This window comes from Amycolatopsis sp. NPDC003676 (genome assembly GCF_053587275.1).
In genome coordinates, this window is the sequence record NZ_JBSFNS010000008.1 from 20176 (window position 1) to 45363 (window position 25188).

Genomic DNA, 25188 nt, shown 5'->3' on the forward strand with positions numbered 1-25188 from the left:
GCGGCGGCGGTGGAGCGACCCCCAGGCTCCACCGCGCCGCGGCGTCTTCGTATCGCTGGCGCGATACTTCGCCGCCGCTGTTTCGCCATTACTCCCGGGGGGCCGAGCCCCCCGGACCCCCACGGTGCGGTGGTTGCCTGCCGTGCGTCGGTTGCGTTGGGTGCGTCCGGTGGTTGCGTTTCGTGTGGGTGGTTCTGTTTGTAGGGTGGGGCCATGAGCGATGCTGGTGCTGCGGAGACGTTGTTCGAGCGGATTATTGCCGGGGAGATTCCGGCTGACGTGGTGTACGAGGACGACGCCACGTTTGCGTTTCGGGACATCAATCCGCAGGCGCGGGTGCATGTGCTCGTGGTTCCGCGGAAGCGGTATCGGAACGTGGGGGACCTTGCCGAGGCGGATCCGGGGTTGTTGGCTCGGGTCTTGTTGACTGCTCGGAAGGTGGCGGAGATCGAGGGCGTCTCTGCCAGCGGGTACCGGGTGGTGTTCAACACTGATGCTGATGCTGGGCAGACGGTGTTTCATGTGCACGCCCATGTGCTCGGTGGGGAGCAGTTGGGGTTGTTCGGGCGGCCGCAGGCCGGGGTGCACTGAAACCGGGCTGCGGGGCGGGGATCTGGGCAAGTAGCATTCAAGGGTCCCTGTACGTTGACTTGCGAAGTGCGCAGAAAGCAGGACCGAGGCCACGTGGCCGGAACTGAGACGGGTGGAGCCGCCCGACCTGACAATCGGGTATCGGCCGAGGCACAGGTCCGATTTCCGATCCCGGACGGGGCTCAGCTGAGCCTTCTGGGGTCGCGGGACGAGAATTTGCGGGTGGCGGAAGAGCTGCTGGCTGCTGACGTGCATGTGCGCGGCAATGAGGTCACGTTGACCGGCGCTGCGGCTGATGTGGCGTTCGCGGAGCGTGTCTTTACTGAGCTGGTGCAGCTTGCTGGTGGTGGGCAGCAGGTAGGGCCGGACACTGTGCGGCGCACTGTGGGGATGTTGTCCAGCGGGGACGGGTCGCCCGCGGAGGTGCTGAGCCTCAACATCGTGTCGCGGCGCGGGAAGACCATTCGGCCCAAGACGCTGAACCAGAAGAAGTACGTCGACGCGATCGACAAGCACACGATTGTGTTCGGCATCGGGCCCGCGGGTACGGGCAAGACGTATCTCGCGATGGCGAAAGCCGTGCAGGCGTTGCAGGCCAAGCAGGTCACGCGGATCGTGCTGACCCGTCCGGCCGTTGAAGCCGGCGAGCGGCTCGGGTACCTGCCGGGGACGCTGAACGAGAAGATCGACCCGTACCTGCGGCCGCTTTACGACGCGCTGCACGACATGGTCGAGCCGGAGTCGATTCCGCGGCTGATGCAGGCGGGGACGATCGAAATCGCACCGCTGGCCTACATGCGCGGCCGGACGCTGAACGACGCGTTCATCATCCTCGACGAGGCGCAGAACACCACGCCCGAGCAGATGAAGATGTTCCTCACCCGCCTCGGGTTCGGCGCGAAGATCGTCGTCACCGGCGACATCACCCAGATCGACCTGCCCGGCGGGCAGCGCAGCGGGCTCCGCGTCGTGCGCGACATCCTCGGCGGCGTCGAAGACCTGCACTTCGCCGAGCTCACCAGCCAGGACGTCGTCCGGCACCGACTGGTCGGCGACATCGTCGACGCGTACGAGAAGTGGCAGGCCGTGCAGGACGCGCAAGAGCAGCAGAACGGCGGCTGGAAGGGCACCCGCCGATGAGCATCGAGATCGCCAACGAATCCGGCGTCGACGTCGACGAGGCGTCCATCGTCTCCGCCGCGCGCTACACCCTCGAGAAAATGGAGGTCAGCCCGCTCGCCGAGCTGTCCATCCTGTGCGTCACCCTCGAGGTGATGGAAGACCTCCACGAACGCTGGATGGACCTGCCCGGGCCCACCGACGTCATGGCCTTCCCGATGGACGAGCTCGACTCGTCCCGCCGCCCCGACGCGCCCGACTCGTCCCCGGCGCTGCTCGGCGACATCGTGCTGTGCCCGGCCTTCGCGAAAGACCAGGCGAAAACCGCGGGCCACCGGCTGATCGACGAACTGCACCTGCTCACCGTCCACGGCTGCCTGCACCTCCTCGGCTACGACCACGCCGAACCCGCGGAGGAACGCGAGATGTTCGGGCTGCAGAAGCGGATCCTCGGCGAATTCCAGGCCGCCGTCGCGGCGCACCAGGCCCGCGACGCGCAGCGCGACGTCGACGACCGCGTGCTCGGCATCGCCGGGCTCGACGTGCCGCAGCCCGGGGAAACCTCCTAGGCTCCGACCATGGGAAATCCCCCGGCACAGGTCGTCATCGCGGTGACGCTGGTGCTGCTCGCGGGCGTGTTCGCCGCCGCGGACGCCGCCGTCGGCACGGTGTCGCAAGCCAGGGTCGACGGCCTCGTCCGCGCCGGCCGCGTCGGAGCCCGCCAGCTCGCCGCGGTCGTCGCCGAACGCCGCAGGCACATCAACCTGCTGCTCCTGCTGCGGCTCGTCTGCGAGCTCACCGCCACGGTGCTGGTCACCGTGTCCTTCGTCGCCTGGTTCGACCGGCTGTGGCTCGCGATCCTGGTGTCGGCGGTCGTGATGGTCGTGGTCAGCTACGTCATCATCGGCGTCGGCCCGCGCACCATCGGCCGCCAGCACCCGTACCGCGTCGGCATGATCGTCGCCGGACCGGTCCGTGCTCTCGGCACGGTCCTCGGCCCGCTGTCGCGGCTGCTGATCGTGCTCGGCAACGCGATCACCCCCGGCCGCGGCTTCCGCGAAGGCCCGTTCACCTCCGAAGTCGAACTGCGCGAACTGGTCGACCTCGCCCAGGAACGCGGCGTCGTCGAGGACTCCGAACGCGAGATGATCCACTCGGTGTTCGAACTCGGCGACACCGTCGCCCGCGAGGTCATGGTGCCGCGCACCGAAATCGTGTGGATCGAGCGCACCAAGACCGTCCGCCAAGCCCTCGCGCTCGCGCTGCGCACCGGTTTCACCCGCGTTCCGGTGATCGACGATTCGGTGGACGACATCGTCGGCGTGGCCAACATCAAAGACCTGATGTCCGAGTACATGGGCCCGGACGGGCCGAGCACGGTCGTCGACGCGGTGATGAACCCGGCGAGCTTCGTGCCCGACTCGAAGCGGCTCGACGAGCTGCTCAAGGAAATGCAGCGCACGCACAACCACATGGCGATCGCGGTGGACGAGTACGGCGGCACCGCCGGCCTGCTCACCATCGAGGACATCCTCGAGGAGATCGTCGGCGAGATCACCGACGAGTCCGACGCCGACGAGCGCCCCGAGGTCGAGGAATTGGAAGACGGCTCGGTCCGGGTGTCGTCCCGGCTCGGCGTCGACGACCTCGGCGAAATGTTCGGCATCGACCTCGAAGACCACGACGTGGAGACCGTGGGCGGGCTGCTCGCCGAGCGACTGGGTAGGGTCCCGCTGCCGGGGGCCGAAGCCGAGGTCGCCGGTCTTCGGCTGTTCGCCGAAGGGGGCAAGGACCGCCGCGGCCGGATGCGCATCACGTCCGTGGTCGTCCGGCCGTCCTCCGCGCGCCCGCGCACCCGCCCGCCCCAGCCGCAAGAGCACGACAGGAGAGTCGAACATGCCTGACCTCGACGCCGAGGACCAGAAACTGGTCACGCTGGCCCGTTCGGCCCGCGCGCGCACCGGCGCCGCGGAAGGCGCCGCGGTCCGCGACAGCGACGGCCGCACCTACGCCGCCGCCACCGTCGACCAGCCGTCGTTCAAGCTCACCGCCGTGCAGGCCGCCGTCGCCGCCGCGCTCTCCAGCGGCGCCGAAGGCCTCGAAGCCGCCGCTGTCGTGACCGCGGACGCGCTCGTCGCCGAGGCGTCCGTGCACGCGGTCCGCGACGTGTCCAGCGCCGCGCCGATCGTTTTCGCCGATCCGTCCGGCGCCGTGGTCGAGGTGCTGCACTCGTGACCGAGCCGCACCGTTCCGGATTCGCCTGCTTCGTCGGCCGCCCCAACGCGGGCAAATCGACGCTCACCAACGCGCTCGTCGGCACGAAGGTCGCGATCACCTCCAGCAAGCCGCAGACCACCCGGCACGCCATCCGCGGCATCGTCCACCGCGACGACGCGCAGCTGGTGATCATCGACACGCCCGGCCTGCACCGTCCGCGCACGCTGCTCGGCCAGCGGCTCAACGACGTCGTGCACGAGACGTGGTCCGAAGTGGACGTCGTCGGGTTCTGCGTGCCCGCCAACGAGAAAATCGGCCCGGGCGACCGGTTCATCGCGGCCGAGCTGAAGAAGATCGCCCGGCGCACCCCGGTGATCGGCGTCGTCACCAAGACCGACCTGGTGAAGCCGGAACAGATCGCCGAGCAGCTGGTCGCGCTGCAAGAGGTGATGGAGTTCGCCGACCTGGTGCCGGTGTCCGCTGTGGACGGTTTCCAGGTGCAGACGGTCGCCGACCTGCTGGTGCAGCGGCTGCCCGAAGGACCGCAGCTGTACCCGGGCGGCGAACTCACCGACGAGCCCGAGCAGACCCTCGTCGCCGAGCTGATCCGCGAGGCCGCGCTCGAAGGCGTCCGCGACGAACTGCCGCACTCCATCGCGGTGACCGTCGAGGAAATGATCCCGCGCGAAGACCGCGACGACCTCATCGACATCCACGCGCTGCTGTACGTGGAACGGCCCAGCCAGAAGGGGATCATCCTCGGGCACAAGGGCGAACGGCTCCGCGAGGTCGGCGCGACCGCGCGCAAGCACATCGAACGGCTGCTGGGCACGAAGGTCTATCTCGACCTGCACATCAAGGTGGCCAAGGACTGGCAGCGGGACCCGAAGCAGCTGCGCCGGCTCGGTTTCTGACCGGTTCCCGTCGTGTCCGGCGGCGCGGGCAGGTAGCGTCAGGCCGAACCGTATCCGATTTGTCCAGGGGGACCGCATGACCGGCCCGTATCCGCCGCAGGGCCCGTACCCTCCGTCGTACGGCTACCCGCCGCAGTACCCGCCGCCGCCGGACAGCAACCTGGTGTGGGCGATCCTCGCGACCGTGTTCTGCTGCCTGCCGCTGGGGATCGTCGCGATCGTCAAGGCCAGCCAGGTGAACACCTTGTGGTACCAGGGATACGCGGCCGAAGCGCACCGCGCGGCGGACGAGGCGCGCAAGTGGGCGATGTGGTCGGCGCTCAGCATCGCCATCCTGATCGGGCTGTACGTGCTCGTCGCGCTCGTCGTCCTGCTGATCGCCGGAAACGTGCTCTGGTTCCATTGAGCACCGTCTACACCGGACAGCCGGCGCGCGGAACCCGTGCGGTGGCAAGGGCTCTCGCCGGTCCCGCGGCCGCGGCGGGCGGGATCGGCCTGGCGTGCGTCGCGGTGTGGTTCGGCGATCCGACCACGCCCGGCGGCCCGCTTCCGGTGTGCCCGACGAAGCTGCTTTTCGGGATCGACTGCCCCGGCTGCGGCGGGATGCGGATGGCCTACAGCGTGCTGCACGGCGATTTTTCCGCCGCACTGCACTACAACGCGGTGGCTTTGGTGTTCGTCGCGCTGTTCGCGTGGAGCGGTCTCGTGTGGACGATGGGACGGCTGCGCGGCGCGCCGATGCGGTCCTGGCTGCACTGGCGCTGGACGCCGCACGTCGTCGCGGTCGTGTTCGTCTTGTGGTTCGTGGCGCGCAACATTCCGCTCGCGCCGTTCACCGGCCTGTCCGTCTGAGTTGGCCCCGTTTTCGCTTGGTCCGGGGCCGTCGCGCCCCACGCGTGACCTGATGCGGACACCTGCTCGGCCCATCCCGGTTGGACGAGGTACGCTCCCGCGCACTGACGTGTCCACCGCGGCCACCGTCAGCGCTCGCCTGCCGAGACCACGAACGAGGGGGACACTCGATGACCTATCCCTACGGCCAGCCCGGCGGCCCGCCTCAAGGCGGACCGTCGTTCGGCGCGCCGCCGGGACAGCAGGCACCGGGCTACCCCAAGCCGTACGGCCCCGCCCGGGTCTACGCGGACTGGGGCCAGCGCGCAGGCGCCTACCTCATCGACTTCGCCCCGCTCCTGGCCGGGATCCTGCTCGCGGTGCTCGTGTCGCTGGTGTCGGGCGTCGCGGGCACGATCGTCTATCTGCTGGCGATTCTCGGCAATCTCGCCTGGACAGTCTTCAACCGCTGGATCAACGGCGGCAACACCGGCCAGTCGCTGGGCAAGCGGATCGTCGGCATCAAACTCGTCAGCGAGGCCACCGGCGAGCCGATCGGGGCCGGGATGGCGTTCGTCCGCGACCTCGCGCACGCGCTGGACAGCATGGCGTTCGCGCTCGGTTTCCTGTGGCCGCTGTGGGACGACAAGGCGCAGACGTTCTCGGACAAGATTCTCAGCACGATCGTGGTGCCCGCGGAGCCCGCGCCTTCGGGTGCGCCGGGCGCGGGATTCGGGCAGCAGAGCGGATTTCCGAGTCAGCCCGGCGGATTCGGGCAGCCTGGCGGTTTCGCGGGAGCCGCTCCGGGATTCGGTCAGCCGGGCGGGTTCCCCGGACAGCCGGGCGCCGCGCCGGGGTTCGGTCAGCCGGTCTCGGGCGGTTTCCCCGCGCAGCCGAACGCCGGATTTCCCGCCGCACCAAGCGGATTCGGGGCTCCGCAACCGGGGTACGGCCAGCCGCCGGTCCCGGGAACCCCGCCGCAGCAAGGATTCGGGCAGCCGGGCGTCCCGCCGCAGCCCCCGTTCGGCCAGCCAGGCCAACCTCAGGCCGCGTTCGGCCAGCCAGTCCAACCGGGCCAGCCGCAGCCGGGATTCGCGCAGCCGCCCGCCGGAGCGTCTCCGCAGCAGCCGGGCCCCACGGCGTTCGAGCAGCCGGAGCCGACCCAGGTCGTGCGCCCGGCCGCACCTCAGCAGTCACCTTCCGAAGCGTTCGGCGCCGCCGAACGCACCCAGGTCGTGAAGCCGGCAGCCGAGCCGGAAGCGACGCAGATGATCAAGCCGGAGACACCGGAGCCCGGTCCGGCACAGTCCTGATCCGCACCGGATCACGGTAAGCACGGTAAGCACGAGAAACTCGGGGGAACCCAGATGACCAATCCCTACGGCCAGCCGCAGCAGCCCCAGCAGCCCTACGGCGGCCAGCCGCAGCAGCCCTACGGCCAGCAGCCGTACCCGCAGTCCGGCGCGACCCCGGCGCAGCCGTACCCGCAGCAGCCCTACGGCCAGCCCGCGCCGTACGGCCAGCCCGCTTACGGCGGCCAGCCCGGCGGCGACATGAGCGCCATCAAGGACTACAAGGGCTGGGCGATCGGCTGCATCTTCCTGATGTGGATCATCGCGATCTTCGCGATCATGAAGTCGAACGAAGTCCAGACGTACAAGATGCAGGGCAACTACGCGATGGCCCAGCAGTCGTCGCAGACGACGCGCACGCTGTGCCTCGTCGCCACCATCATCGGCGCGCTCGGCTGGGTGTTCGCGATCATCATGATCATCATCAGCCTCGTGGCCGCGTCCGAGGTGCACAGCTACTACTGCACCGGCAGCTACTGCTGAACCAGGGTGTCCCGCCCCGGCATCGACGGCGAAGTGCGACGATGTCGGGGTGGTGAACCTCTACCGCGACACCGGGGTGGTGCTGCGCACGCACAAGCTGGGCGAGGCCGACCGGATCGTCACCCTGCTCACGCGGCGGCACGGCAAGGTCCGGGCCGTCGCGAAGGGCGTGCGGCGCACGTCGTCGCGCTTCGGGGCGCGGCTGGAGCCGTTCGGGCACGTGGACGTGCAGTTCTATCCCGGACGGTCGCTCGACGTCATCACCCAGGTCGAGACCGTCGACGCGTTCGCCCTGCCGCTGGTGGCCGACTACCAGCGCTACACCGCGGCGTCCGCGATCGCGGAAACCGCGGACCGGCTCTCAGCTGAAGAGGGCGAACCGGTTCTGAAGCTGTACCTGCTGGTCGTAGGCGCTTTACGAGCCCTCGCTGGCGGGCAGCGAGACGCGTCGCTGGTGCTCGACGCGTTCTTCCTCCGGGCCATGGCCTACGCGGGCTGGGCCCCGGCGATCACCGAATGCGCCCGCTGCGGCCTCCCCGGCCCGCACGCCGCGTTCAACGTCGCCGCGGGCGGCTCGATGTGCCCGGACTGCCGCATCGCCGGTTCCGTGCATCCCTCGCCCGAGGTGCTGACCCTGCTGGACGCGCTGCTGCAGGGGGAGTGGGCGGTCGCCGAATCGTCGCCCGGGATCACCCGCCGCGACGCGTCCGGCCTGGTCGCGGCGCATCTGCAGTGGCATCTGGAACGGCAGCTGCGGTCGCTTCCGCTCGTGGAGCGGCGTGCCCGGGAGGTTGCCGGGCCGGGCCCAGTAGGGTCGGCCGGGTAGAAAGTCCATTCTTCAGGAGGCCGCGAGTGCTGCGCAGGGGACGGGAGACCCGCTCGGCGGGGTACGAGCAGCGGGAGCCGGAGCCGCACCCCTCGGGCGCGAAACCGCCGGAGATCCCGCCGGACCTGGTGCCGAAGCACGTCGCGCTCGTCATGGACGGCAACGGCCGCTGGGCCAACCAGCGCGGCCTGCCGCGGATCGAGGGCCACAAGCGCGGCGAGGCCGTGATGATCGACGTCGCGAGCGGCGCGGTCGAAATCGGCGTGAAGTGGCTGTCGGTGTATGCGTTCTCGACGGAGAACTGGAAGCGCAGCCCCGAGGAAGTGCGCTTCCTGATGGGCTTCAACCGCGACACCATCCGCCGCCAGGTCGACTACCTGGGTTCGATCGGCGTGCGCATCCGCTGGGCCGGGCGGCGGCCGAAGCTGTGGGCCAGCGTGATCAAGGAACTGCAGATCGCCGAAGAGAAGACCAAGAACAACACCAAGCTCAACATGACGATGTGCGTCAACTACGGCGGCCGTGCCGAGCTGGGCGACGCGATGCGCCGGATCGGCCAGGACGTCGCGGCGGGGAAGATCAACCCGGACAAGATCGACGAGCGCACCATCGGGAAGTACCTGTACCAGCCGGAAATGCCGGACGTCGACCTGTTCCTGCGGCCCTCAGGGGAGCAGCGGACGTCGAACTTCCTGGTGTGGCAGTCGGCGTACGCGGAGATGGTCTACCAGGACACGCTTTTCCCGGATTTCGACCGGACGCACCTGTGGCAGGCGTGCCTCGACTTCGCCAAGCGCGACCGCCGGTTCGGCGGCGCGGTGGACCAGGCAGGGAGCACGAAATGAGCACCGCGGAAGCCGCCGAGACCGGAGCGCTGCTCACCCGTGCGCGCGAGGCGCTGGAGCGGTACCTGGAAGTCCACGTCGACGACGACGGCGCGATCACGTTTTCCCACGCGGACGTCCCGTGCGTCATCCAGGCGACCCGCCTCGCCGACGGCTTGACGGTCCTCAGCCTGACCTGCGTGGTGGCTTGGGACCTGCCCGACGACCCGTCCCTGGCGGTCGCGGTCGCGGAGCGGGCCGGGCAGGGGTTGTTCGGGACTCTGGGCGTCGGCCACACCGAGCGCGGGGTCGACGTGACGTTGCGGTACGCCTTCCCGGCGGAGGGGATGGATCCGTCGCCGTTGGGGACTTTGCTGATGCTGGTGGTTTCCACTGCTTCGCAGCTTCGGACTGAGTTGCCTGGGGTAGAGGCCTGAACCGGGTTCCTGGCTGAGCGCTGGCGTGTTGCCTTGCTTGAGCCGGACTCTGGCTGGGCGGCGTGTTGCTTGAGATAGCGGCCTGAGCTGGTTTCTGTTTCCTGACCAGGCTTGGCGCGCGGCTCGGCTGTGTGCCGCCGTGTCCGAGTCGTCGTGGTTCGGCCGATCTCGGTATCCGCGCTGTTGCCTAGCCTGCGCGGTCGTCGTCGCGGACCAGCGGCGGCTCGCTGCCTCAGCGTCTTGGTTGCCCCCTTCTGTCAAAGCTGTTCCACCCGCCCCATTCCCGCGCCACCCGCCCGATTCCGCCCCTTCCTCCCTCCCAATCGAGTGACATTCACGCAAAACCGGCGCGAGGGGACCCCTCGCGGCACCTGCGGCTGGGGTTCTGTCGGACCCGGCTGGCATCATCGCCTTCGTGGAAACCCTTTCCAACAACGCCGCCGAGGAGCGCCCCCGCACGCGGCGGTTCCGAATCAGCTCCATCGAGATCCTGTGCGCCGTCTTGCTCGTGGCTGTCCTCGCGCAAAGCAAGCTCCAGGACCTCTTCGACGTGCCCGCGCTGCGCACCGGGTCCACTGTGTTCGTCGCGGTGTGCGTGCAAGCGTTGCCGTTTCTCGTGCTCGGCGTGCTGATCAGCGGCGCCATCGCCGCCTTCGTGCCCGCCCGTGCGCTGGAACGGGTGCTGCCGAAGAGGGCGTCAGCCGCGGTCGGCGTCGCCGGGCTGGCCGGAGTCGCCTTGCCCGGCTGCGAATGCGCGTCGGTCCCGGTCGCGCGGCGATTGATCGGCCAAGGCGTCGCGCCCGCCGCCGCGCTCACCTTCCTGCTCGCCGCGCCCGCGGTGAACCCGGTGGTGCTGGTCGCCACCGCGGTCGCCTTCCCCGGCCGCCCGGAAATGGTCTTCGCGCGGTTCGCCGGATCGCTCGCCACCGCGATGGTGATGGGCTGGATCTGGGCCCGCTGGGGCAAACTCTCGTGGATCACCGAACGTGCGCTGCGCCGCCTGCCCGACGTCCAGCCAGGACAGCGATGGCGCGTCTTCGCCGAAACCGCCCGCACCGATCTCGTGGAGGCCGGCGGATTCCTCGTCCTCGGCGCGCTGATTTCCGCGTCCCTCAACGTTCTCGTGCCCGCGAAGTGGTTCGAAGTGTTGTCCGGGCAGATAATCGTCGGCGTCGTAGTGATGGCGGTTCTGGCCGTAGTCCTCGCGCTGTGCAGCGAGGCCGATGCCTTCGTCGCCGCTTCGCTCACCGCTGTGCCGTTGCTGCCGAAACTGGTGTTCCTGGTGGTCGGCCCCGCCGTCGACGTCAAGCTTTTCGCCTTGCAGACAGGCACTTTCGGCCGATCCTTCGCCGCACGGTTCGCCCCGGTCACCTTCGTGGTGGCGATCGCCTGCGGCACCATCGCGGGCGTGATCTTCCTCGGAGGAGTCCGATGAGGCGCGAAACCCAAAATGTCCTGCTGATCCTGCTCGGCGGCGCCCTGGTGAAGATCGCCCTCAACGGCGACTACCTGCGCTACGTAAAACCAGCCCAGCAACCGTGGATCATCGCCGGCGGCGCAGTGATGCTGGTGCTAGGCGCGACAGCGATCGTCCGCGACATCACGGCCGCACGCGCCGCGGCGAAAGCAGCGCAAGAATCCGAAGCGGACCCGGAACATCCAGACGCACACGGCCACCACCATCACCCCGCGCGCTCAGCCTGGCTGCTGGTCGTCCCGGTACTAGCGGTATTTCTGGTCGCCCCGCCCGCTCTCGGCGCGGATTCAGTCACCCGCACCGAAGCCCGCCTGCCCGCCAGCGCCGCGACCACGTCCGCAGCCGCGTTCCCGCCGCTCCCCGCCGGAGCAGTCGTGCCCATGGCGATGAACGAGGTAGTCACGCGCGCGGGCTGGGACGCCAACGGCACCATGAACGGACGCACCGTCGAAGTCTCCGGATTCGTCGTCCACACCGGAGGCCAAACCCTGTTGGCACGCCTGGTGATCAGCTGCTGCGCGGCCGACGCGGCCCCCGTCACCGTGCACCTCAAGGGCGGCGGCGCCGACCGCTTCCCGAGCGACACCTGGCTGCGCGTCGCGGGCCAGATCGTCCCGGGCACCGCGACCGAGGCCAACAGCTACACGCCGGACCTGGTCCCGGCGACAGTCGAACGGATCACCGCGCCGAAGGACCCGTATGAGTACTGAAAGGAGCGATATCCCCGACCCCTCGGACGCGACCGCCTCGGAACGCGGACCGCCGCGCCCACCCGCCCGGTGCACCTGAGCCAGTCAGCTGATCCCGGAGCGGTTCCGGTCCCGCGTGCCCACTCAAGCCCGTGCCGCTTGAGAAGGCCGCAAACGGAACCTGACCGCGATCGGTCCGAGTAGCTCAGAGTTGCGAAACCCCTGCGGCCAGACAGCCACGCAGCGGCACGGCTTGCCCGCCCCGGCCAGCCTCAGAGCAGGTCGCGGCCCGGAAGAGGGTCAGCTCGCGTGCTCGGCGCAGGTGCCGGTGATCTCCACGGTGTGGCTGATCTCGGTGAACCCGTGGTCCGCCGCGATTTTCTCCGCCCAGCGCTCCACCGCGGGACCCTCGACCTCCACCGTGCGCCCGCACACGCGGCACACGAGGTGATGGTGGTGGTGCGACGAGCAGCGGCGGTAGATCGCCTCGCCGGAGTCGGTGCGCAGCACGTCGATCTCGCCCGCTTCGGAGAGCGACTGCAGCGTCCGGTAGACGGTGGTCAGGCCGATGCCGTCGCCGCGTTTGCGGAGTTCGTCGTGCAGTTCCTGGGCCGAGCGGAAGTCGTCGACGGTGCTGAGCAGGTCGACCACCGCCGCACGCTGCTTCGTGGAGCGCCGGCCGGGCACCGGGACCGGCTTGGGGATCGAGGACATCGTCACTTCCCTTCCTGCACGTGAGCGACCGCGTCGACGACGATGTGCGCCAGGTGATCGTCCACCAGCCGGTAGACGACCTCGCGACCGCGCCGCTCGCCCTGCACCACGCCCGCCGTCTTGAGGACGCGCAGGTGCTGGCTGATCAACGGCTGGGCGACGTCGAGTTCGTCCACGAGCTCGTGCACGCACCGGTCCGCCTCCCGCAACTGGAGCACGATAGCGATCCGCACCGGAGCGGCGAGCGCCCGGAGCAGTTCGCCCGCGTCCGCGAGCACGCCCGGGGGCAGGACCGCCGGTCCGGACGCGGCGGACCGGCCAGCCGAGCCGTCCGAACGGCCCGCGCCAACGGGATGCGGCGGGTCCGCGGGCGCTTCCGCCTGCCCGCCGCCGACCGCCTCGTCCGCGGGATCGGAGCCGGGCCCCGCGGGTGGCTCGATGTCCTTGGCCACGGAGTCTCGGACGTCTGGGCTCGCTGCAGCTGTCTCGTCCACGGCAGCGGGCTTCACAGACGCCTCGACGCTCGTGGCCGTGGCTGGGCGTGGTGTGGCTGTCTCGCTTGCAGCAGCGGGCTCTGCGGACGCCTGGACGCTCGCGGCGGCGGCCGAGCTCGTGACTGGACGTGCTGCGACCGCCTTGTTCGCGGCAGCGGGCTTCGTGGACGCCTCGGCGCTCGTGGTGGGGCCCGTGGCTGGGGGCGGTGAGGCTGCCCTGTCTGCGGCAGCGGACTCAGCGGACGTCTCGGCGCTTGCAGCCGAGTCCGTGGCCGGACGTGCTGCGGCTGTCTCGCCCTCGGCGGGGTTCTTCACTGAGGCCTCGACGTTCCTGGTCGTTGCCGGATCCGGACCTGCCGAGCTTGCCTCGGCTGCCACGACCGGGTGGATGTGTGGTGCGGATGCCTCGGCGCTCTCGACCGCCGCGGAACCCGGAGCGACTGAACCCGCTCCGGCGGAACCTGCCTCAGCGGAACCTGCTCCGGCGGAACCCGTCCCGGCCGAACCCAGAGCGACTGAACCTGCCCCGGCGGAACCTGCTCCGGCGGAACCCGTCCCGGCCGAACCCAGAGCGACTGAACTCGCTCCGGCGAAACCTGCCTCAGCGGAACCTGCCCCAGCAGAACCTGCTCCGGCAGGACTTGCCCCGGCGGAACCCGCCCCAGCGGAACTCGACGCACCCGGAGACCCGGCCCCCAGGCCGTCGGACAAGGCGCTCGAAGGTGCCGATGTCATCGCTGCCTCCACTCGCGTCCCGCCGCCCGCCTCGGCCGCTGCCTCCCGCGCACGGCGACGGCGTGAACCGTGGCCTGCCGGGGGGCGGCGTTTCCGAAGCCGGATGTCATTGCCGATAACCGTCGCCGCCATCGTAGTGTTCCCTTCCCCGGGCCCGGTGATCGCCGGGTCGCGCGGGGACTAGCCTTCCGCGTGACCCGATCGGGTGAGTTCGGGAAGATTTGGCTTGTCGGCTTCGCAAGTCGTGGCGGACGGTGCAAGGTTGTCGCGGGGGCGTTTCGTCGCGTCTCGTACAGTGGCGGACCGCTCGGGGTTGCCGGAGGGCAGTGGGGAGACATGACTCGTTTCGTGACGAAGGCCGCGGTGGCGGCCCTGGTGGCACTTCCCGCCCTGGCTCCGGCCGCCGCGGCGCAGACTCCGGCCGGGCAGGCCGTCGACGAGAAGACCGGGCCGGTGTCGTTCGCCAACGTGGCGTCGGTCCGCCTCGGCGGCGACCCGCAGCACGGCGGCGCGCTGATCACCGAGACCCAGCGGTCCCCGCTCACCCCCGGCCAGTCGCAGCTCGGCACGGACCGCGTGGCGGTGCCGAAGAACGACGGCGAGCGCAACACCTTCGGCCCGAACTACGAGATCGACCTCGGCAAATACGGAGACAGCTCGGCGAGCCCGTACCCGGCGGGCATCGCGAGCCGCGACCATCAGGTCGTCGCCGCGCTGCAGACCACGCACGTGCCCACCGCAGTCGCGGAGACCAACTACGCGCTGCGCGACAACAGCCGTAACAAGCCCAAGGCGCTCGACAACACGATGCTGGTCCTCGAGGGCGCGCGCAGCTCGGTCGACTGCTCCGGTCCCGGCAAGGCCACCGGCTCCACCACGGCCGCCCGCGTCTGGGTGCGCGGCGAGGACGACGCGCTGAAGCAGGTCGCGATGCCCGCCAACGGGACGCTCAGCGTCACCGGCCTCAAGATGGGCTCGCCCACGAGCGTGCCGCAGAGCGACCCCGGCAAGACCGTCTCCGACATCGTCGTGTCCCGCATTTCCTCCTTCGACCAGCTGATCAAGCAGGACGGCTGGCGCTCCGGCGACGTCACCGCGCAGGCGGGCTGGCGCGTCGAGATCACCACGCACGCGCGCGACGCCAAGGACACCAAGCTGAGCGACGTGCAGACCACCATGGTGCTCGGCGGCGTCAGCTGCTCGATCCCGAAGAACTTCGTCGCCGCGGCGGGCAACGGCTCGGGCAGCGGCGGCACCGTGCAGCAGCCGTCGGTGCCCACCGAGGTCCCGGCCGGCTACCTCGGCGCCGCGGCCTCCGCGCCGTCCGACGACCTGCGACTGCCGCTCGGCTTCGGCCTGCTCGGCGGCGGGCTGCTCTTCGGGGCCGTCGCGATCGTCCTCGGCCGGCGCCGTGCGGCGGCGCGGGTCGTGCGCACCCGCGGCGAATAGGCCGTGCCGCGCACCGTGCTGACGGTCGCGTCAGCGGTGATCGCCGTCCTCGCGATCGCGGCCGGCGTGATCGTCCTGACCTGGGTGCCCGCCCCGGACCAGACCGTCGTGGCCGATCCGCCGCCCGGCTCGCTGCCGGGCGAGGACGGCGCGCCCGCCGAACTGCCCTCGGACGGCCAGGCGATCGGCCTGCAACGCCCCGGCAGCATCCGGCTGCCCGACGGCTCCGAGGCCCGGCTGAAGCGCACGGAGATCACCCAGAAAGGCATCCTGCCGATCCCGCGCGGCCTCAGCGACGCCGCGTGGTGGGGTGCCCGGCTCGGCGCGCAGCAGGGCGCGGCGGTGCTGTCCGGACACGTCAACTGGGCCGGAACGAAGGGTCCCTTCGACGACCTGTGGCGCGTCCACACCGGCGACAACGTCAGCATCGTCGACGCGTCCGGCGGCCGCTGGCTCTACCGCGTCACCGGCGCGACCACGATCCCGAAGGAACAGCTGCCGGCGCAGGCCCCCGGCTGGTTCGCCCAGACTGGCCCGCACCGCCTGGTCCTGGTCACCTGCGGCGGCGACTACGTCGGCGGCACCGAGGGCTACGACGAGAACCGGATCGTCACGGCGGACCTGGTCTCCCGTCCGGACTGAACCGGCCGGCCCGCGCCGCTCAGGGACGGCGTCCGCGCGACGGGTCCCGTCATCCGAAAACGCCCGCGGACACCAAGGCCGCGAAGAAACCCGCAACCCCGCCGAAAATCCCTGCAACCCCTTTGCCGTCCCGCCGCATGTCTCCCCGGAGAAACCTCCAGACCAGGGGAGCACGATGCAGGGGACACAGGCCCAACCAGCACGCAAACGCGGCGCACTGATCGTCGTGGCGGCCGTCGCGGTCGTGGCAGCCGTCATCGCCGCGGTGCTGATTTTCTTCACCGGCAACGACAACGCCGCGCAGCCGCAGCAGCAGACCGGCACCGCGCAGGTCGGCAGCGGCCAAGCCGGAAGCAGTCAAGCCGAGAACACCCAGCCGGACCCCGGGCAGACTCCCGGCACCGTCAAGCTGCCCGGCGGCGGGCAGGCGAAGCTGATCGCCGAGGAGGTCGGCGCGGACGGCGCGCTGCCGATCCCGAAGAGTCTCGGCGAAGCGGCCTGGTGGGGATCCGGCGTCGGAGCCGCGCAGGGCGTCACCCTGTTGTCCGGGCACGTCAACTGGGCCGGCAAGACCGGTCCGTTCCAGGAGCTCTGGCGGATGAAACCGGGCCAGGTCGTCACTGTCACCGACGCCGCGGGCAAGCAGTGGGAGTACAAGATCGACGAGGCGCGCACGATCCACAAATCGGATCTCGCCGCCGAATCCGCGAAACTCTTCGACCCCGACGGCCCGCACCGGCTGGTGCTCGTCACGTGCGGCGGCGACTACGTGGGCGGCCAGGAGGGCTACGACGACAACCGGGTCGTGACGGCCTCGCCGGTCACCCGTTCGTGACCTCCGACCTGCGCGGAGGCTCCGGGGCCCGGCCGGATACGCTGGACCTTCCGATAACTGTCCCCGCATGCGTCCGGAGCGTGGAGTGCCCGCCAACAAAATCGAAACCGTCGTCAGTCTGTGCAAGCGCCGTGGCTTCGTCTTCCCGTCGGGAGAGATCTACGGCGGCACCAGGTCGGCGTGGGACTACGGGCCGCTCGGCGTCGAGCTGAAGGACAACATCAAGCGCCAGTGGTGGAAGACCGTCGTGCAGGGCCGCGAGGACGTGGTCGGCATCGATTCCTCGGTCATCCTGCCGCGCCAGGTGTGGGTCGCCTCGGGGCACGTGAACGTGTTCACCGACCCGCTGATCGAGTGCCTTTCGTGCCACAAGCGGTTCCGTGCCGACCAGCTCGCCGAGGACTTCGAGGCGCGCACCGGCAAGACCACGACCGAGGACGACCTGTCCGAGGTGCCGTGCCCGAACTGCGGCACCCGCGGCAAGTACACCGAGCCGCGCGACTTCAACATGATGCTGAAGACGCACCTCGGTCCGGTCGAGACCGAAGAAGGCCTCGCCTACCTCCGCCCGGAGACGGCGCAGGGCATCTTCGTCAACTTCCTCAACGTGCAGACCGCGTCGCGCAAGAAGCCGCCGTTCGGCATCGGCCAGGTCGGCAAGTCCTTCCGCAACGAGATCACGCCGGGCAACTTCATCTTCCGCACGCGCGAGTTCGAGCAGATGGAGATGGAGTTCTTCGTCGAGCCGGGCGAGGACGAGACCTGGCACCAGTACTGGATCGACGCGCGCACCGAGTGGTACAAGGACCTCGGCATCAAGGCCGAGAACCTGCGCCACTTCGAGCACCCGAAGGAAAAGCTCTCGCACTACGCGAAGCGCACCGTCGACATCGAGTACCGGTTCGCGTTCAACGCCGGGCAGGAGTGGGGCGAGCTGGAAGGCATCGCCAACCGCACCGACTTCGACCTGACCACGCACTCGAACCACTCGGGCGTGGACCTGTCGTTCTTCGACCAGGCCTCGGGCCAGCGCTACCGCCCGTTCGTGATCGAGCCGGCCGCGGGCGTGGGCCGGTCGATGATGGCGTTCCTGGTCGACGCGTACGACGAGGAAGAGGTGCCGAACGCCAAGGGCGGCACCGACAAGCGCACCGTGCTGCACCTCGACCCGCGGCTCGCGCCGTTCAAGGCCGCGGTGCTGCCGCTGTCGCGCAACGCCGACCTGTCGCCGAAGGCGCGCGACCTGGCCGCGCGGCTGCGCAAGCACTGGAACGTCGACTTCGACGACGCCCAGGCGATCGGCCGCCGCTACCGCCGCCAGGACGAGATCGGCACGCCGTACTGCGTCACGGTCGACTTCGACACGCTGGAGGACAACGCGGTGACGGTTCGCGAGCGCGACAGCATGAGCCAGGAGCGGATTTCGATCGACCAGGTCGAGTCGTACCTGGCGGGTCGCCTGCTTGGCTGCTGACCGGCGCGAAACCTTTCCGGACGGCCCTTCCCGCACCGCGGGGAAGGGCCGTCCGGCGTTCAGCCCCGGTCACCCCTGACACCTGTCACGGTCGGGTCGTGACGCTCGGCCTGCGTACCGGCCCCCGAAGCGCGGCAGGCTTCAAGCCATGGACAACACACAGGAAATCGCGGCGGGGGCGGCGATCCGGCTGGGCGGGATCGCGAAGCGCTACGGCGACGTGCGCGCGGTCAAGCGAGTCGACCTGACCATCGCGCCGGGGGAAGTGGTGGCGCTGCTCGGGCCCAACGGGGCGGGCAAATCGACCACCGTCGACATGATTCTGGGGCTCACCACCCCCGACGAGGGCACCGTTTCGGTGTTCGGCCAGACGCCCGCCGACGCGGTGCGCGCCGGGATGATCGGGGCGATGCTGCAGGGCGGCACGCTGCTGGACGACCTGACTGTGCGCGAAACCGTCGGTCTCGTCGCGAAACTGCACCGCCGTCCGATGCCGGTGCGGGACGCGTTGCGCAGCGCGGGCGTCGAGGACATCGCCGACCGGCGGGCCAACAAGCTTTCCGGCGGCCAAAAACAACGCGTGCGGTTCGCGGTCGCGCTGGTGTCCGATCCCGATCTGCTCGTGCTCGACGAGCCGACCGCGGCGATGGACGTCGGCAGCAGGCGCGAGTTCTGGAAGTCGATGTACTCCTTCACTGATACCGGCCGCACCGTGCTCTTCGCGACCCATTACCTCGAAGAGGCCGAGGAATTCGCCGATCGGGTGGTGCTGATGCGCGCCGGGGAGATCGTCGCCGACGGGTCCGTCGCGGAGGTCCGCGCGCTCGCCGGGGGCCGCACGATCCGCGCGGTGCTTCCGGCCGGGGTCAGCGACCAGCTGGTTTCGACGCTGCCCGCGGTCACTTCCTTCGAACTGCGCGGCGAACGCGTCGCACTGTCCAGTTCGGACTCCGACACCACCCTGCGCGCCTTGCTCGCCGCCGTTCCGGCCGTGCGCGACATCGAGATCGGCGCGGTCGGCCTCGAAGGCGCGTTCCTTTCCCTGACCTCCGACGAGACGGAAGAAGCAGTCCGATGAATCCCGCCTACCTGGTCGTCGAAACCCGCAGGCTGTTCCGCTCGCCGCGGTTCCTGATCTTCGTCGTGGCCTTCCCGGTCGTCATGTTCCTGTTGCAGGCCACGGTGTTCACCGACAAGTCCGCGCCGGACCACGTCGCGGTCGCGGGCGTGCTCATGGTCAACATGATGACGTTCGGCACCTTCGCCGCGGCCACCACGAACGGCGCCCGCCTCGCGATCGAGCGGGCAGGCGGCTGGCAGCGGCAGCTGCGGCTGACCCCGCTGTCCGGCGCGGGCTACCTCGGCGGCAAAGCGCTGTCCGGGATGCTCGCCGGGCTGCCCGCGCTCATCCTGGTCCCGGCCATCGCCGCGTTCTCCCAGGGCGTGCACCTCGACCCGGCGGGCTGGCTGCGGATCTTCCTCGGCATTTTCCTCGGCACGATTCCGCTGGTGCTGCTCGGACTGCTGCTGGGCCAGTTCGGCACGCCGGAGTCGATGCAGCCGATCAGCATGATCGTGACGCTGGGCATCGGGTTCCTCGGCGGGCTCTGGATCCCGCTGGAGGGCATGCCGTCCTGGATGCACGACGTCGCGCAGATCATGCCGACCTACTGGGTCCTCGGGCTGGCCCGGCCCGCGGTGACGAATCAGCTGCTGGTGAGCCTGCCGACGGCGGTCGGCGTGCTGGGGGCGTGGACGCTGGCGCTCGGGATTGTCGTGGTCAGGCGATACCGTAAGGACAGCGCCCGGGTTTGACCGGGCGGGGAGGGGACAGGAACGTGTGGCCACTCGGCCGAGAGGCGACGACCGGCAAGCCGGCCTCGCCCGGGTACTCGCTCAAGGACCGGGCGGCGTGGTGGGACGACCCGGTGCCGGGAGGGCGGCGCGGGCCGGGCAAGCCGGGCTGGGCGATCTTCTCGGCGGCGTTCCTGCTGCCCTTCCTGATCCCGGCGACCCGCGGCCTGGTCGAGGACCCCGGGCCGCTGTGGGCGCGGATTCTGCTCGGCGTCACGATCTACGCCTACGCCGCTTGCTACGGGGTTTTCCCCGCACTGTTCGGCAAGCCGCGGCGGATGAAACTCTGGTTCGGCGGGGTCATGCTGGTGCTGGGCCTGCTGAGCGCGCTGCTCACCGACGCCAGTCCGTACGTCCTGCTCTATGCCACCGCGACGCTGGCCTTCCTGTTCCCGCCGGCCTGGGCGGTCATCTTCGACGGATCGGCGCTCGGCCTGCTGGTGCTGGTGCTGTATCTGCGAGGGGACCTGGCGGACCGGGTCAACGACGTGACCACGGTCGCCTCGGTCACGCTGGCGATGTTCTTCATGTCCAACCTGATCCGGGCGATCCGGCGGCTGGAGCTGGCGAACAAGGAAATCGCGACGCTGGCGGTCGCCACCGAACGCGAGCGGGTCGCCCGCGATCTGCACGATCTGCTCGGGCACAGCCTCACCACGATCACGGTGAAGTCCGGGCTGGCGCGGAGGGTGCTGGAAAGCTCCGGCGACATCGACCGCGCGGTGCAGGAGATCCGCGAGGTGGAAGGGCTGAGCCGCTCCGCGCTGTCGGACGTGCGGGCGACAGTGACCGAGTACCGGGAAGTGTCGCTGCCCGCGGAGATCGCGGGGGCGCGGGCGGCGTTGCGCGCGGCGGAGATCGAGGCCGAGCTGCCGCACGCGGTGGATAACGTGCGGGCGGAGCTGCACAGCACGTTCGGCTACGTGCTGCGCGAGGCGATCACCAACGTGCTGCGGCATTCCGGGGCGAAGGCGGTCAAGGTGCGGCTGGGCCGCGACTGGCTGGAGATCGAGGACAACGGCTGTGCCTCGGCGGACGTCACGCCGGGCAACGGGTTGCGGGGATTGTCCGAACGGCTGGGCGCGGTCGGGGGCACGTTGACGACGCGGGTGCGGCCCGGGGGAGGATGGGTCGTCCGGGCCGAGGCCCCGGAGCCGAGCCCGGACGGATCCGCCGTCGCGGTGCGGGCCGAACCCGCTGGAGGACTTGCGTGATCCGGGTGCTGCTGGCCGACGACCAGGCGATGGTGCGCGGGGCACTGGCCACCGTGCTCGGCCTGGAGGCCGACATCGAAGTCGTGGCCCAGGTCGGCAGCGGCGACGAGGTGGTCGCCGCGGCGAAGGAAACGGCCCCGGACGTGGCGCTGCTCGACGTGCAAATGCCCGGCATGGACGGCCTCACCGCCGCGGCCGAGCTGAAAACCGCGCTGCCCGCGTGCCGCGTGATCATCTGCACGACCTTCGGCCGCCCCGGCTACCTGGCCCGGGCGATGGCGGCGGGCGCGGCCGGGTTCGTGGTGAAGGACGCGCCGCCGGAGCAGCTCGTCGAGGCGGTGCGTCGAGTCCACAGTGGACTCCGGGTGGTCGATCCGGCGCTGGCCGCGGAATCGCTCGCCACCGGGACGAGCCTGCTGACCGCCCGGGAACGCGACGTGCTCAGCGCGGCCAAGGACGGAAGCACGGTCGCGGACATCGCGAAATCCCTTTTCCTGTCCGACGGAACGGTGCGCAACCACCTGTCGTCGGCGATCGGGAAGACCGGCGCGCGCACCCGCGCGGAAGCGGTGCGGCTGTCCGAGGAACGCGGCTGGCTCTAGCCCAGGCGTCGCGCCAAAGCGCCCCGGTGAGGTTTTCTGGCGCTCCTGCCTGCTTTGTGGGTAGTCAGGGTGGCTTGGGGAGCGGGGTGTCGACGGTGCGCAGGTCTTTGCTGTCGATGGGCTTGGCGCGCGGGGAGCGCGAAGCTGTCCGGTCCGTCTGGGCGCGGCTCCCGCGAACGTACGTGAGGGGAACCCTGAGGGAATCTGATTCCCTCAGGGTTCCCCTCACGGCCTTTCGCCTCCGCTGCGAAGCCTGAGCGGGGTGCCTTCCCGCCGCCCGGGGAAGGCTCTGCGAGGATGTCCGCCATGGATGCGTGGACGGGACCCACCGCGGGAAACTGGGTGCGCCGCATCGTTTTCGGTGTGGTGCTGGCCCTCGTCGCGGTCATCGGCGGCACCGCGTTCCGGGTGTGGCAGGTCGCGCGCGAGAACGACCGGACGCCTGCGGACGCGATCGTCGTGCTGGGCGCCGCGCAGTACAACGGCAAGCCCTCCGAAATCTTCACCGCCCGGCTGGAGAAAGCGCGCCAGCTGTACGCCGAGGGTGTCTCGAAGACCGTCATCACCGCTGGCGGCAAGAAGACCCGCGACAACTTCACCGAGGCGACGGCGGGCGCGCGGTGGCTGACCAAACACGGTGTGCCGCAATCCGCGACGTTGCCGGTCGGCGAGGGCAATGACACCCTCCGCAGCCTCCGCGCCGTAGCCGATCAGGTGAAGGCGCGTGGCTGGCGTTCAGTGGTGCTGGTCAGCGATCCGTGGCATTCCTACCGGTCGCGGACGATGTCCGAGGACCTCGGGCTGGAGGCGTGGACCGCGCCGACGCACAGCGGGCCGATCGTGCAGGAGCGGTCGACGCAGGTCCGCTACATCTTCCGCGAAACCGGCGCGCTGCTGTTCTACGAGCTGACCAAGTCGCCCGCGGACGACCTGTTCGGCACGACGATGGGCTGAATTGTCGGTCCCCGCGCCTAAGCTGACGGGGTGAGTGACGGCTACCGCGAGCACGACCGCGCCCGCGTGCTGGCCGAGGAACCCAAGGGCGCGGCGCTGTCCGGCGCGCGGCCGGACGGGCGCAGCGCGTTCGCCCGCGACCGCGCGCGGGTGCTGCATTCCGCCGCGTTGCGCAGGCTGGCGGGCAAAACCCAGGTGGTCGGCCCCGGCGAGGGCGCGGAGGTCAGCGGCGCGCCGCGGACGCGGCTCACGCATTCGCTGGAGGTCGCGCAGATCGGCCGCGGCATCGCCGAGGAGCTGGGCGCCGACCCGGACCTGGTCGACACCGCGGGGCTGGCGCACGACATCGGGCACCCGCCGTTCGGCCACAACGGCGAACGCGCGCTCGACCAGGCGGCGCAAGCCTGCGGCGGATTCGAGGGCAACGCGCAGACGCTGCGCATCCTCACCCGGCTGGAGCCCAAGGCGGTCGGCCCGGACGGCGCGACGGCCGGGCTGAACCTCACCCGGGCGTGTCTCGACGCCGCCACGAAGTACCCGTGGCCGCGCCGGTCCGGGGAGCCGAAATACGGCGTGTACCCGGACGACATCACGGTGTTCGGCTGGATCCGCGAGGGCGCGCCGGGCCTGCGCCGGTGCCTGGAAGCGCAGATCATGGACTGGGCGGACGACGTGGCCTATTCGGTGCACGACGTCGAGGACGGGGTGCTCGCCGGCCGGATCCGGTTGCGGCTGCTGGCCGATCCGGAGGAACGCGCGGCGGTCGCCGAGGCCGCGTCCCGGCATTTCTCCACGCTCTCGGTGTCCACTTTGGAGGGTGCGGCGAAGGAACTGCTCGACCTGCCGGTGGTCGCCGAGCTGGTGCGCGCGGAGCCGGACGGTTCGCTGCGCGCGCAGGTCGCGCTCAAGCGGCTCACCAGCGAACTCGTCGGCCGGTTCGCCTCGGCCGCGGTCACCGGCACCCGCGCGGGCTACGGCGAGGGTCCGCTCACCCGGTACGCGGCGCGGCTGGCGGTGCCGGAGCAGGTCGGGGCGGAGGTGGCGCTGCTCAAGGCGCTGGCGCTGCGGTACGTGATGAGCGATCGCCGCCGGCTGGCGATGCAGGACGGGCAGCGGGAGGTCATCACCGAGCTGGTGGCGGCGTTGTGCCGGCGCGCGCCCGAGGCGCTGGACCCGTTGCTGGTGCCGGCGTGGGACGCGGCCGCGGACGACGCGGCGCGGTTGCGAGTAGTGGTGGACCAGGTGGCATCGCTCACCGACGCGCAGGCGTACGAATGGCATCGATGGCACACCGGACGGCACGGAACGGCGCCGCCTGCCGAACCGTGAGCCGCGGAACCACCCGTTCCGGTACGGTCGCCGCATGGCCCTGGACAGCCACCTCACCTTCACCCTGGCGTTGCACGGTGCGACCGCGACCCCGGGAACTGACGCGTGCTTCTCGCCCTACTCGGCGGCGAGCGCGCTCGGTCTAGCCGAACAGGCCGCGCGCGGACGCACCGCGGAAGAACTGGCCGCCGTGCTCGGCCGCGACCAGAGCGGGCTGCTGCACGCCGCGGCCGAGCTGGGCGACAAGGCGCAGCTGGCCGTCGCGAACACGCTCTGGACCTCGGATCTGATCACCGTCGAGGACAGCTTCCAGGCCGCACTCGTGCGCTGGCCCGGCGGCAAAGCCGAGACCGCGCCGTTCAAAACCGACCCCGAGGGCGCGCGCGAGCGGATCAACGCCGACGTGGACCAGACCACTCACGGGCTGATCCCGGAGCTGCTGCCCGAGGGCGCGATCCACCCGAACACGCGTGCCAGCCTGGTCAACGCGCTCTACCTGAAAACCGCCTGGCGACACCCGTTCCCGGAGCACGCCACGGCGGACGCCGACTTCCACACTCCCGACGGCGCGCGTCAGGTGCCGACGATGCACCTGGACGAATCCGTCGGCTACGCGCACGAAAACGGCTGGCAGGTCGTCCGGCTGACGGCCGAGGGCGGCGTCGAGACGGTGATCCTGCTGCCGGACGGCGACCTCGACAGCGCCGAAGCCGCGCTCGACACGCAAGCGCTGCGCGGGCTGCTCGAAAGCCCGAAGCAGCAGAAGATCCAGCTCTCGCTGCCCAAGATCTCGCTCGACGTGCGCGCGGACCTCGAACGGGCGTTGCAGGGCCTCGGCGTCCGCGAACTGTTCACCCCGGACGCGGACCTCACCGGTCTCACGCCGGACCGTCCGCTGTGGGTGGACAGCATCCTGCACCAGGCCGTACTGCGGCTGGACGAACAAGGCCTCGAAGGCGCCGCGGCCACCGCGATCCAGATGCGCACTCTGTCGCTCATCGCCGGCGACCCGCTCGAAGTCCGGGTCGACCGGCCGTTCCTGCTGCTGGTTCGCCATGCCGAAACCGGTGCGGTCTACTTCTTCGCCCGGGTGGTGCGCCCCGCGTGAGCGTGTTCCGGCCCGAAGCAAACC

The 25188-nt window shown here is 70.3% G+C and carries 28 protein-coding genes; 26 read left to right on the forward strand and 2 right to left on the reverse strand.

The window, feature by feature from the left end:
* The first annotated feature begins 213 nt into the window (after positions 1-213).
* From ACWDNU_RS06960 to ACWDNU_RS07030, 15 genes are all read left to right on the forward strand, one after another.
* Complete coding sequence (locus ACWDNU_RS06960; protein WP_449668085.1) at positions 214-591, forward strand: histidine triad nucleotide-binding protein; 378 nt, start codon at positions 214-216, stop codon at positions 589-591.
* A gap of 93 nt (positions 592-684) precedes the next feature.
* Entirely contained in the window at positions 685-1731 is a 1047-nt protein-coding gene (locus ACWDNU_RS06965; protein WP_370940709.1) for a PhoH family protein, read from the forward strand.
* Entirely contained in the window at positions 1728-2279 is a 552-nt protein-coding gene (gene ybeY, locus ACWDNU_RS06970) for an rRNA maturation RNase YbeY (protein WP_354736889.1), read from the forward strand. The genes ACWDNU_RS06965 and ybeY overlap by 4 nt, the downstream gene beginning before the upstream one ends.
* 9 nt (positions 2280-2288) lie before the next feature.
* Complete coding sequence (locus tag ACWDNU_RS06975; protein WP_370935685.1) at positions 2289-3614, forward strand: hemolysin family protein; 1326 nt, start codon at positions 2289-2291, stop codon at positions 3612-3614.
* Positions 3607-3945: a cytidine deaminase gene (locus ACWDNU_RS06980; RefSeq protein WP_370935686.1), complete on the forward strand. Its 339-nt coding sequence runs from the start codon at positions 3607-3609 to the stop codon at positions 3943-3945. The genes ACWDNU_RS06975 and ACWDNU_RS06980 overlap by 8 nt, the downstream gene beginning before the upstream one ends.
* The gene (era, locus tag ACWDNU_RS06985; RefSeq protein WP_344283965.1) at positions 3942-4841 is read left to right on the forward strand and encodes a GTPase Era; all 900 of its coding nucleotides are present in this window, start codon (positions 3942-3944) and stop codon (positions 4839-4841) included. Before ACWDNU_RS06980 ends, era begins: the two co-directional genes overlap by 4 nt.
* 76 nt (positions 4842-4917) lie before the next feature.
* Complete coding sequence (locus tag ACWDNU_RS06990; RefSeq protein WP_354736895.1) at positions 4918-5247, forward strand: CD225/dispanin family protein; 330 nt, start codon at positions 4918-4920, stop codon at positions 5245-5247.
* Positions 5244-5693, forward strand: a complete 450-nt coding sequence (locus ACWDNU_RS06995) for a DUF2752 domain-containing protein (protein WP_370935687.1) — start codon at positions 5244-5246, stop codon at positions 5691-5693. Before ACWDNU_RS06990 ends, ACWDNU_RS06995 begins: the two co-directional genes overlap by 4 nt.
* 170 nt (positions 5694-5863) lie before the next feature.
* Complete coding sequence (locus ACWDNU_RS07000; RefSeq protein WP_449668086.1) at positions 5864-6985, forward strand: RDD family protein; 1122 nt, start codon at positions 5864-5866, stop codon at positions 6983-6985.
* Positions 6986-7039: 54 nt separating this feature from the next.
* Positions 7040-7507 carry a CD225/dispanin family protein gene (locus ACWDNU_RS07005; protein WP_370935689.1) on the forward strand — a complete coding sequence of 156 codons (468 nt, stop codon included), beginning with the start codon at positions 7040-7042 and terminating at the stop codon, positions 7505-7507.
* A 49-nt stretch (positions 7508-7556) separates the two neighbouring features.
* Positions 7557-8333: a DNA repair protein RecO gene (gene recO / locus ACWDNU_RS07010; RefSeq protein ID WP_370935690.1), complete on the forward strand. Its 777-nt coding sequence runs from the start codon at positions 7557-7559 to the stop codon at positions 8331-8333.
* Positions 8334-8359: 26 nt separating this feature from the next.
* On the forward strand, positions 8360-9178 hold the full coding sequence (locus ACWDNU_RS07015; protein ID WP_370935691.1) for an isoprenyl transferase: 819 nt from the start codon (positions 8360-8362) through the stop codon (positions 9176-9178).
* On the forward strand, positions 9175-9594 hold the full coding sequence (locus ACWDNU_RS07020) for a hypothetical protein (RefSeq protein ID WP_370935692.1): 420 nt from the start codon (positions 9175-9177) through the stop codon (positions 9592-9594). The genes ACWDNU_RS07015 and ACWDNU_RS07020 overlap by 4 nt, the downstream gene beginning before the upstream one ends.
* A 415-nt stretch (positions 9595-10009) precedes the next feature.
* The gene (locus ACWDNU_RS07025) at positions 10010-11029 is read left to right on the forward strand and encodes a permease (RefSeq protein ID WP_370935693.1); all 1020 of its coding nucleotides are present in this window, start codon (positions 10010-10012) and stop codon (positions 11027-11029) included.
* Entirely contained in the window at positions 11026-11781 is a 756-nt protein-coding gene (locus tag ACWDNU_RS07030) for a TIGR03943 family putative permease subunit (protein ID WP_370935694.1), read from the forward strand. Before ACWDNU_RS07025 ends, ACWDNU_RS07030 begins: the two co-directional genes overlap by 4 nt.
* 279 nt (positions 11782-12060) lie before the next feature.
* Here ACWDNU_RS07030 and ACWDNU_RS07035 read toward each other — a convergent pair whose 3' ends face one another.
* Both ACWDNU_RS07035 and ACWDNU_RS07040 read right to left on the reverse strand, forming a co-directional pair.
* Positions 12061-12474 (reverse strand): Fur family transcriptional regulator, encoded by a 414-nt coding sequence (locus tag ACWDNU_RS07035; protein WP_354736910.1) that lies wholly within the window; start codon positions 12472-12474, stop codon positions 12061-12063.
* Between the two features lie 2 nt (positions 12475-12476).
* A complete protein-coding gene (locus ACWDNU_RS07040; protein WP_449668198.1) occupies positions 12477-12926 on the reverse strand; it encodes an ArsR/SmtB family transcription factor in 450 nt (149 codons plus the stop codon).
* A 1113-nt stretch (positions 12927-14039) separates the two neighbouring features.
* On the opposite strand from ACWDNU_RS07040, the gene ACWDNU_RS07045 reads away from it, so the two are divergent.
* The 11 genes from ACWDNU_RS07045 to ACWDNU_RS07095 all read left to right on the forward strand — a co-directional run bounded on the left by ACWDNU_RS07045 (position 14040) and on the right by ACWDNU_RS07095 (position 25164).
* Positions 14040-15152, forward strand: a complete 1113-nt coding sequence (locus ACWDNU_RS07045; RefSeq protein WP_449668087.1) for a hypothetical protein — start codon at positions 14040-14042, stop codon at positions 15150-15152.
* A gap of 3 nt (positions 15153-15155) precedes the next feature.
* Positions 15156-15794: a class F sortase gene (locus ACWDNU_RS07050; RefSeq protein WP_449668088.1), complete on the forward strand. Its 639-nt coding sequence runs from the start codon at positions 15156-15158 to the stop codon at positions 15792-15794.
* A gap of 175 nt (positions 15795-15969) precedes the next feature.
* The gene (locus tag ACWDNU_RS07055; protein WP_449668089.1) at positions 15970-16629 is read left to right on the forward strand and encodes a class F sortase; all 660 of its coding nucleotides are present in this window, start codon (positions 15970-15972) and stop codon (positions 16627-16629) included.
* Between the two features lie 85 nt (positions 16630-16714).
* Positions 16715-18103 carry a glycine--tRNA ligase gene (locus tag ACWDNU_RS07060; protein ID WP_370935699.1) on the forward strand — a complete coding sequence of 463 codons (1389 nt, stop codon included), beginning with the start codon at positions 16715-16717 and terminating at the stop codon, positions 18101-18103.
* A 148-nt stretch (positions 18104-18251) separates the two neighbouring features.
* Positions 18252-19181 carry an ABC transporter ATP-binding protein gene (locus ACWDNU_RS07065; protein WP_370935700.1) on the forward strand — a complete coding sequence of 310 codons (930 nt, stop codon included), beginning with the start codon at positions 18252-18254 and terminating at the stop codon, positions 19179-19181.
* Positions 19178-19918, forward strand: a complete 741-nt coding sequence (locus ACWDNU_RS07070; RefSeq protein WP_449668090.1) for an ABC transporter permease — start codon at positions 19178-19180, stop codon at positions 19916-19918. Before ACWDNU_RS07065 ends, ACWDNU_RS07070 begins: the two co-directional genes overlap by 4 nt.
* Before the next feature lie 23 nt (positions 19919-19941).
* Positions 19942-21171 carry a sensor histidine kinase gene (locus tag ACWDNU_RS07075; RefSeq protein ID WP_449668091.1) on the forward strand — a complete coding sequence of 410 codons (1230 nt, stop codon included), beginning with the start codon at positions 19942-19944 and terminating at the stop codon, positions 21169-21171.
* The gene (locus ACWDNU_RS07080) at positions 21168-21773 is read left to right on the forward strand and encodes a response regulator (protein ID WP_449668092.1); all 606 of its coding nucleotides are present in this window, start codon (positions 21168-21170) and stop codon (positions 21771-21773) included. Before ACWDNU_RS07075 ends, ACWDNU_RS07080 begins: the two co-directional genes overlap by 4 nt.
* A gap of 306 nt (positions 21774-22079) precedes the next feature.
* On the forward strand, positions 22080-22727 hold the full coding sequence (locus ACWDNU_RS07085; RefSeq protein ID WP_370935704.1) for a YdcF family protein: 648 nt from the start codon (positions 22080-22082) through the stop codon (positions 22725-22727).
* 30 nt (positions 22728-22757) lie between these two features.
* Positions 22758-24056 carry a deoxyguanosinetriphosphate triphosphohydrolase gene (locus ACWDNU_RS07090; RefSeq protein WP_449668093.1) on the forward strand — a complete coding sequence of 433 codons (1299 nt, stop codon included), beginning with the start codon at positions 22758-22760 and terminating at the stop codon, positions 24054-24056.
* A 34-nt stretch (positions 24057-24090) separates the two neighbouring features.
* Positions 24091-25164 carry a serpin family protein gene (locus ACWDNU_RS07095; RefSeq protein WP_449668094.1) on the forward strand — a complete coding sequence of 358 codons (1074 nt, stop codon included), beginning with the start codon at positions 24091-24093 and terminating at the stop codon, positions 25162-25164.
* Positions 25165-25188 lie beyond the last annotated feature (24 nt).

Excerpts from the sequence above, each read along its gene's own strand:
- ACWDNU_RS06960 (WP_449668085.1), top strand. The coding sequence starts at position 214 with ATGAGCGATGCTGGTGCTGCGGAGACGTTGTTCGAGCGGATTATTGCC.
- ybeY (WP_354736889.1), top strand. The coding sequence starts at position 1,728 with ATGAGCATCGAGATCGCCAACGAATCCGGCGTCGACGTCGACGAGGCG.
- ACWDNU_RS06975 (WP_370935685.1), top strand. The coding sequence starts at position 2,289 with ATGGGAAATCCCCCGGCACAGGTCGTCATCGCGGTGACGCTGGTGCTG.
- ACWDNU_RS06980 (WP_370935686.1), top strand. The coding sequence starts at position 3,607 with ATGCCTGACCTCGACGCCGAGGACCAGAAACTGGTCACGCTGGCCCGT.
- ACWDNU_RS06990 (WP_354736895.1), top strand. The coding sequence starts at position 4,918 with ATGACCGGCCCGTATCCGCCGCAGGGCCCGTACCCTCCGTCGTACGGC.
- ACWDNU_RS07000 (WP_449668086.1), top strand. The coding sequence starts at position 5,864 with ATGACCTATCCCTACGGCCAGCCCGGCGGCCCGCCTCAAGGCGGACCG.
- ACWDNU_RS07005 (WP_370935689.1), top strand. The coding sequence starts at position 7,040 with ATGACCAATCCCTACGGCCAGCCGCAGCAGCCCCAGCAGCCCTACGGC.
- ACWDNU_RS07020 (WP_370935692.1), top strand. The coding sequence starts at position 9,175 with ATGAGCACCGCGGAAGCCGCCGAGACCGGAGCGCTGCTCACCCGTGCG.
- ACWDNU_RS07030 (WP_370935694.1), top strand. The coding sequence starts at position 11,026 with ATGAGGCGCGAAACCCAAAATGTCCTGCTGATCCTGCTCGGCGGCGCC.
- ACWDNU_RS07035 (WP_354736910.1), bottom strand. The coding sequence starts at position 12,474 with ATGTCCTCGATCCCCAAGCCGGTCCCGGTGCCCGGCCGGCGCTCCACG.
- ACWDNU_RS07045 (WP_449668087.1), top strand. The coding sequence starts at position 14,040 with ATGACTCGTTTCGTGACGAAGGCCGCGGTGGCGGCCCTGGTGGCACTT.
- ACWDNU_RS07055 (WP_449668089.1), top strand. The coding sequence starts at position 15,970 with ATGCAGGGGACACAGGCCCAACCAGCACGCAAACGCGGCGCACTGATC.
- ACWDNU_RS07065 (WP_370935700.1), top strand. The coding sequence starts at position 18,252 with ATGGACAACACACAGGAAATCGCGGCGGGGGCGGCGATCCGGCTGGGC.
- ACWDNU_RS07070 (WP_449668090.1), top strand. The coding sequence starts at position 19,178 with ATGAATCCCGCCTACCTGGTCGTCGAAACCCGCAGGCTGTTCCGCTCG.
- ACWDNU_RS07085 (WP_370935704.1), top strand. The coding sequence starts at position 22,080 with ATGGATGCGTGGACGGGACCCACCGCGGGAAACTGGGTGCGCCGCATC.
- ACWDNU_RS07095 (WP_449668094.1), top strand. The coding sequence starts at position 24,091 with ATGGCCCTGGACAGCCACCTCACCTTCACCCTGGCGTTGCACGGTGCG.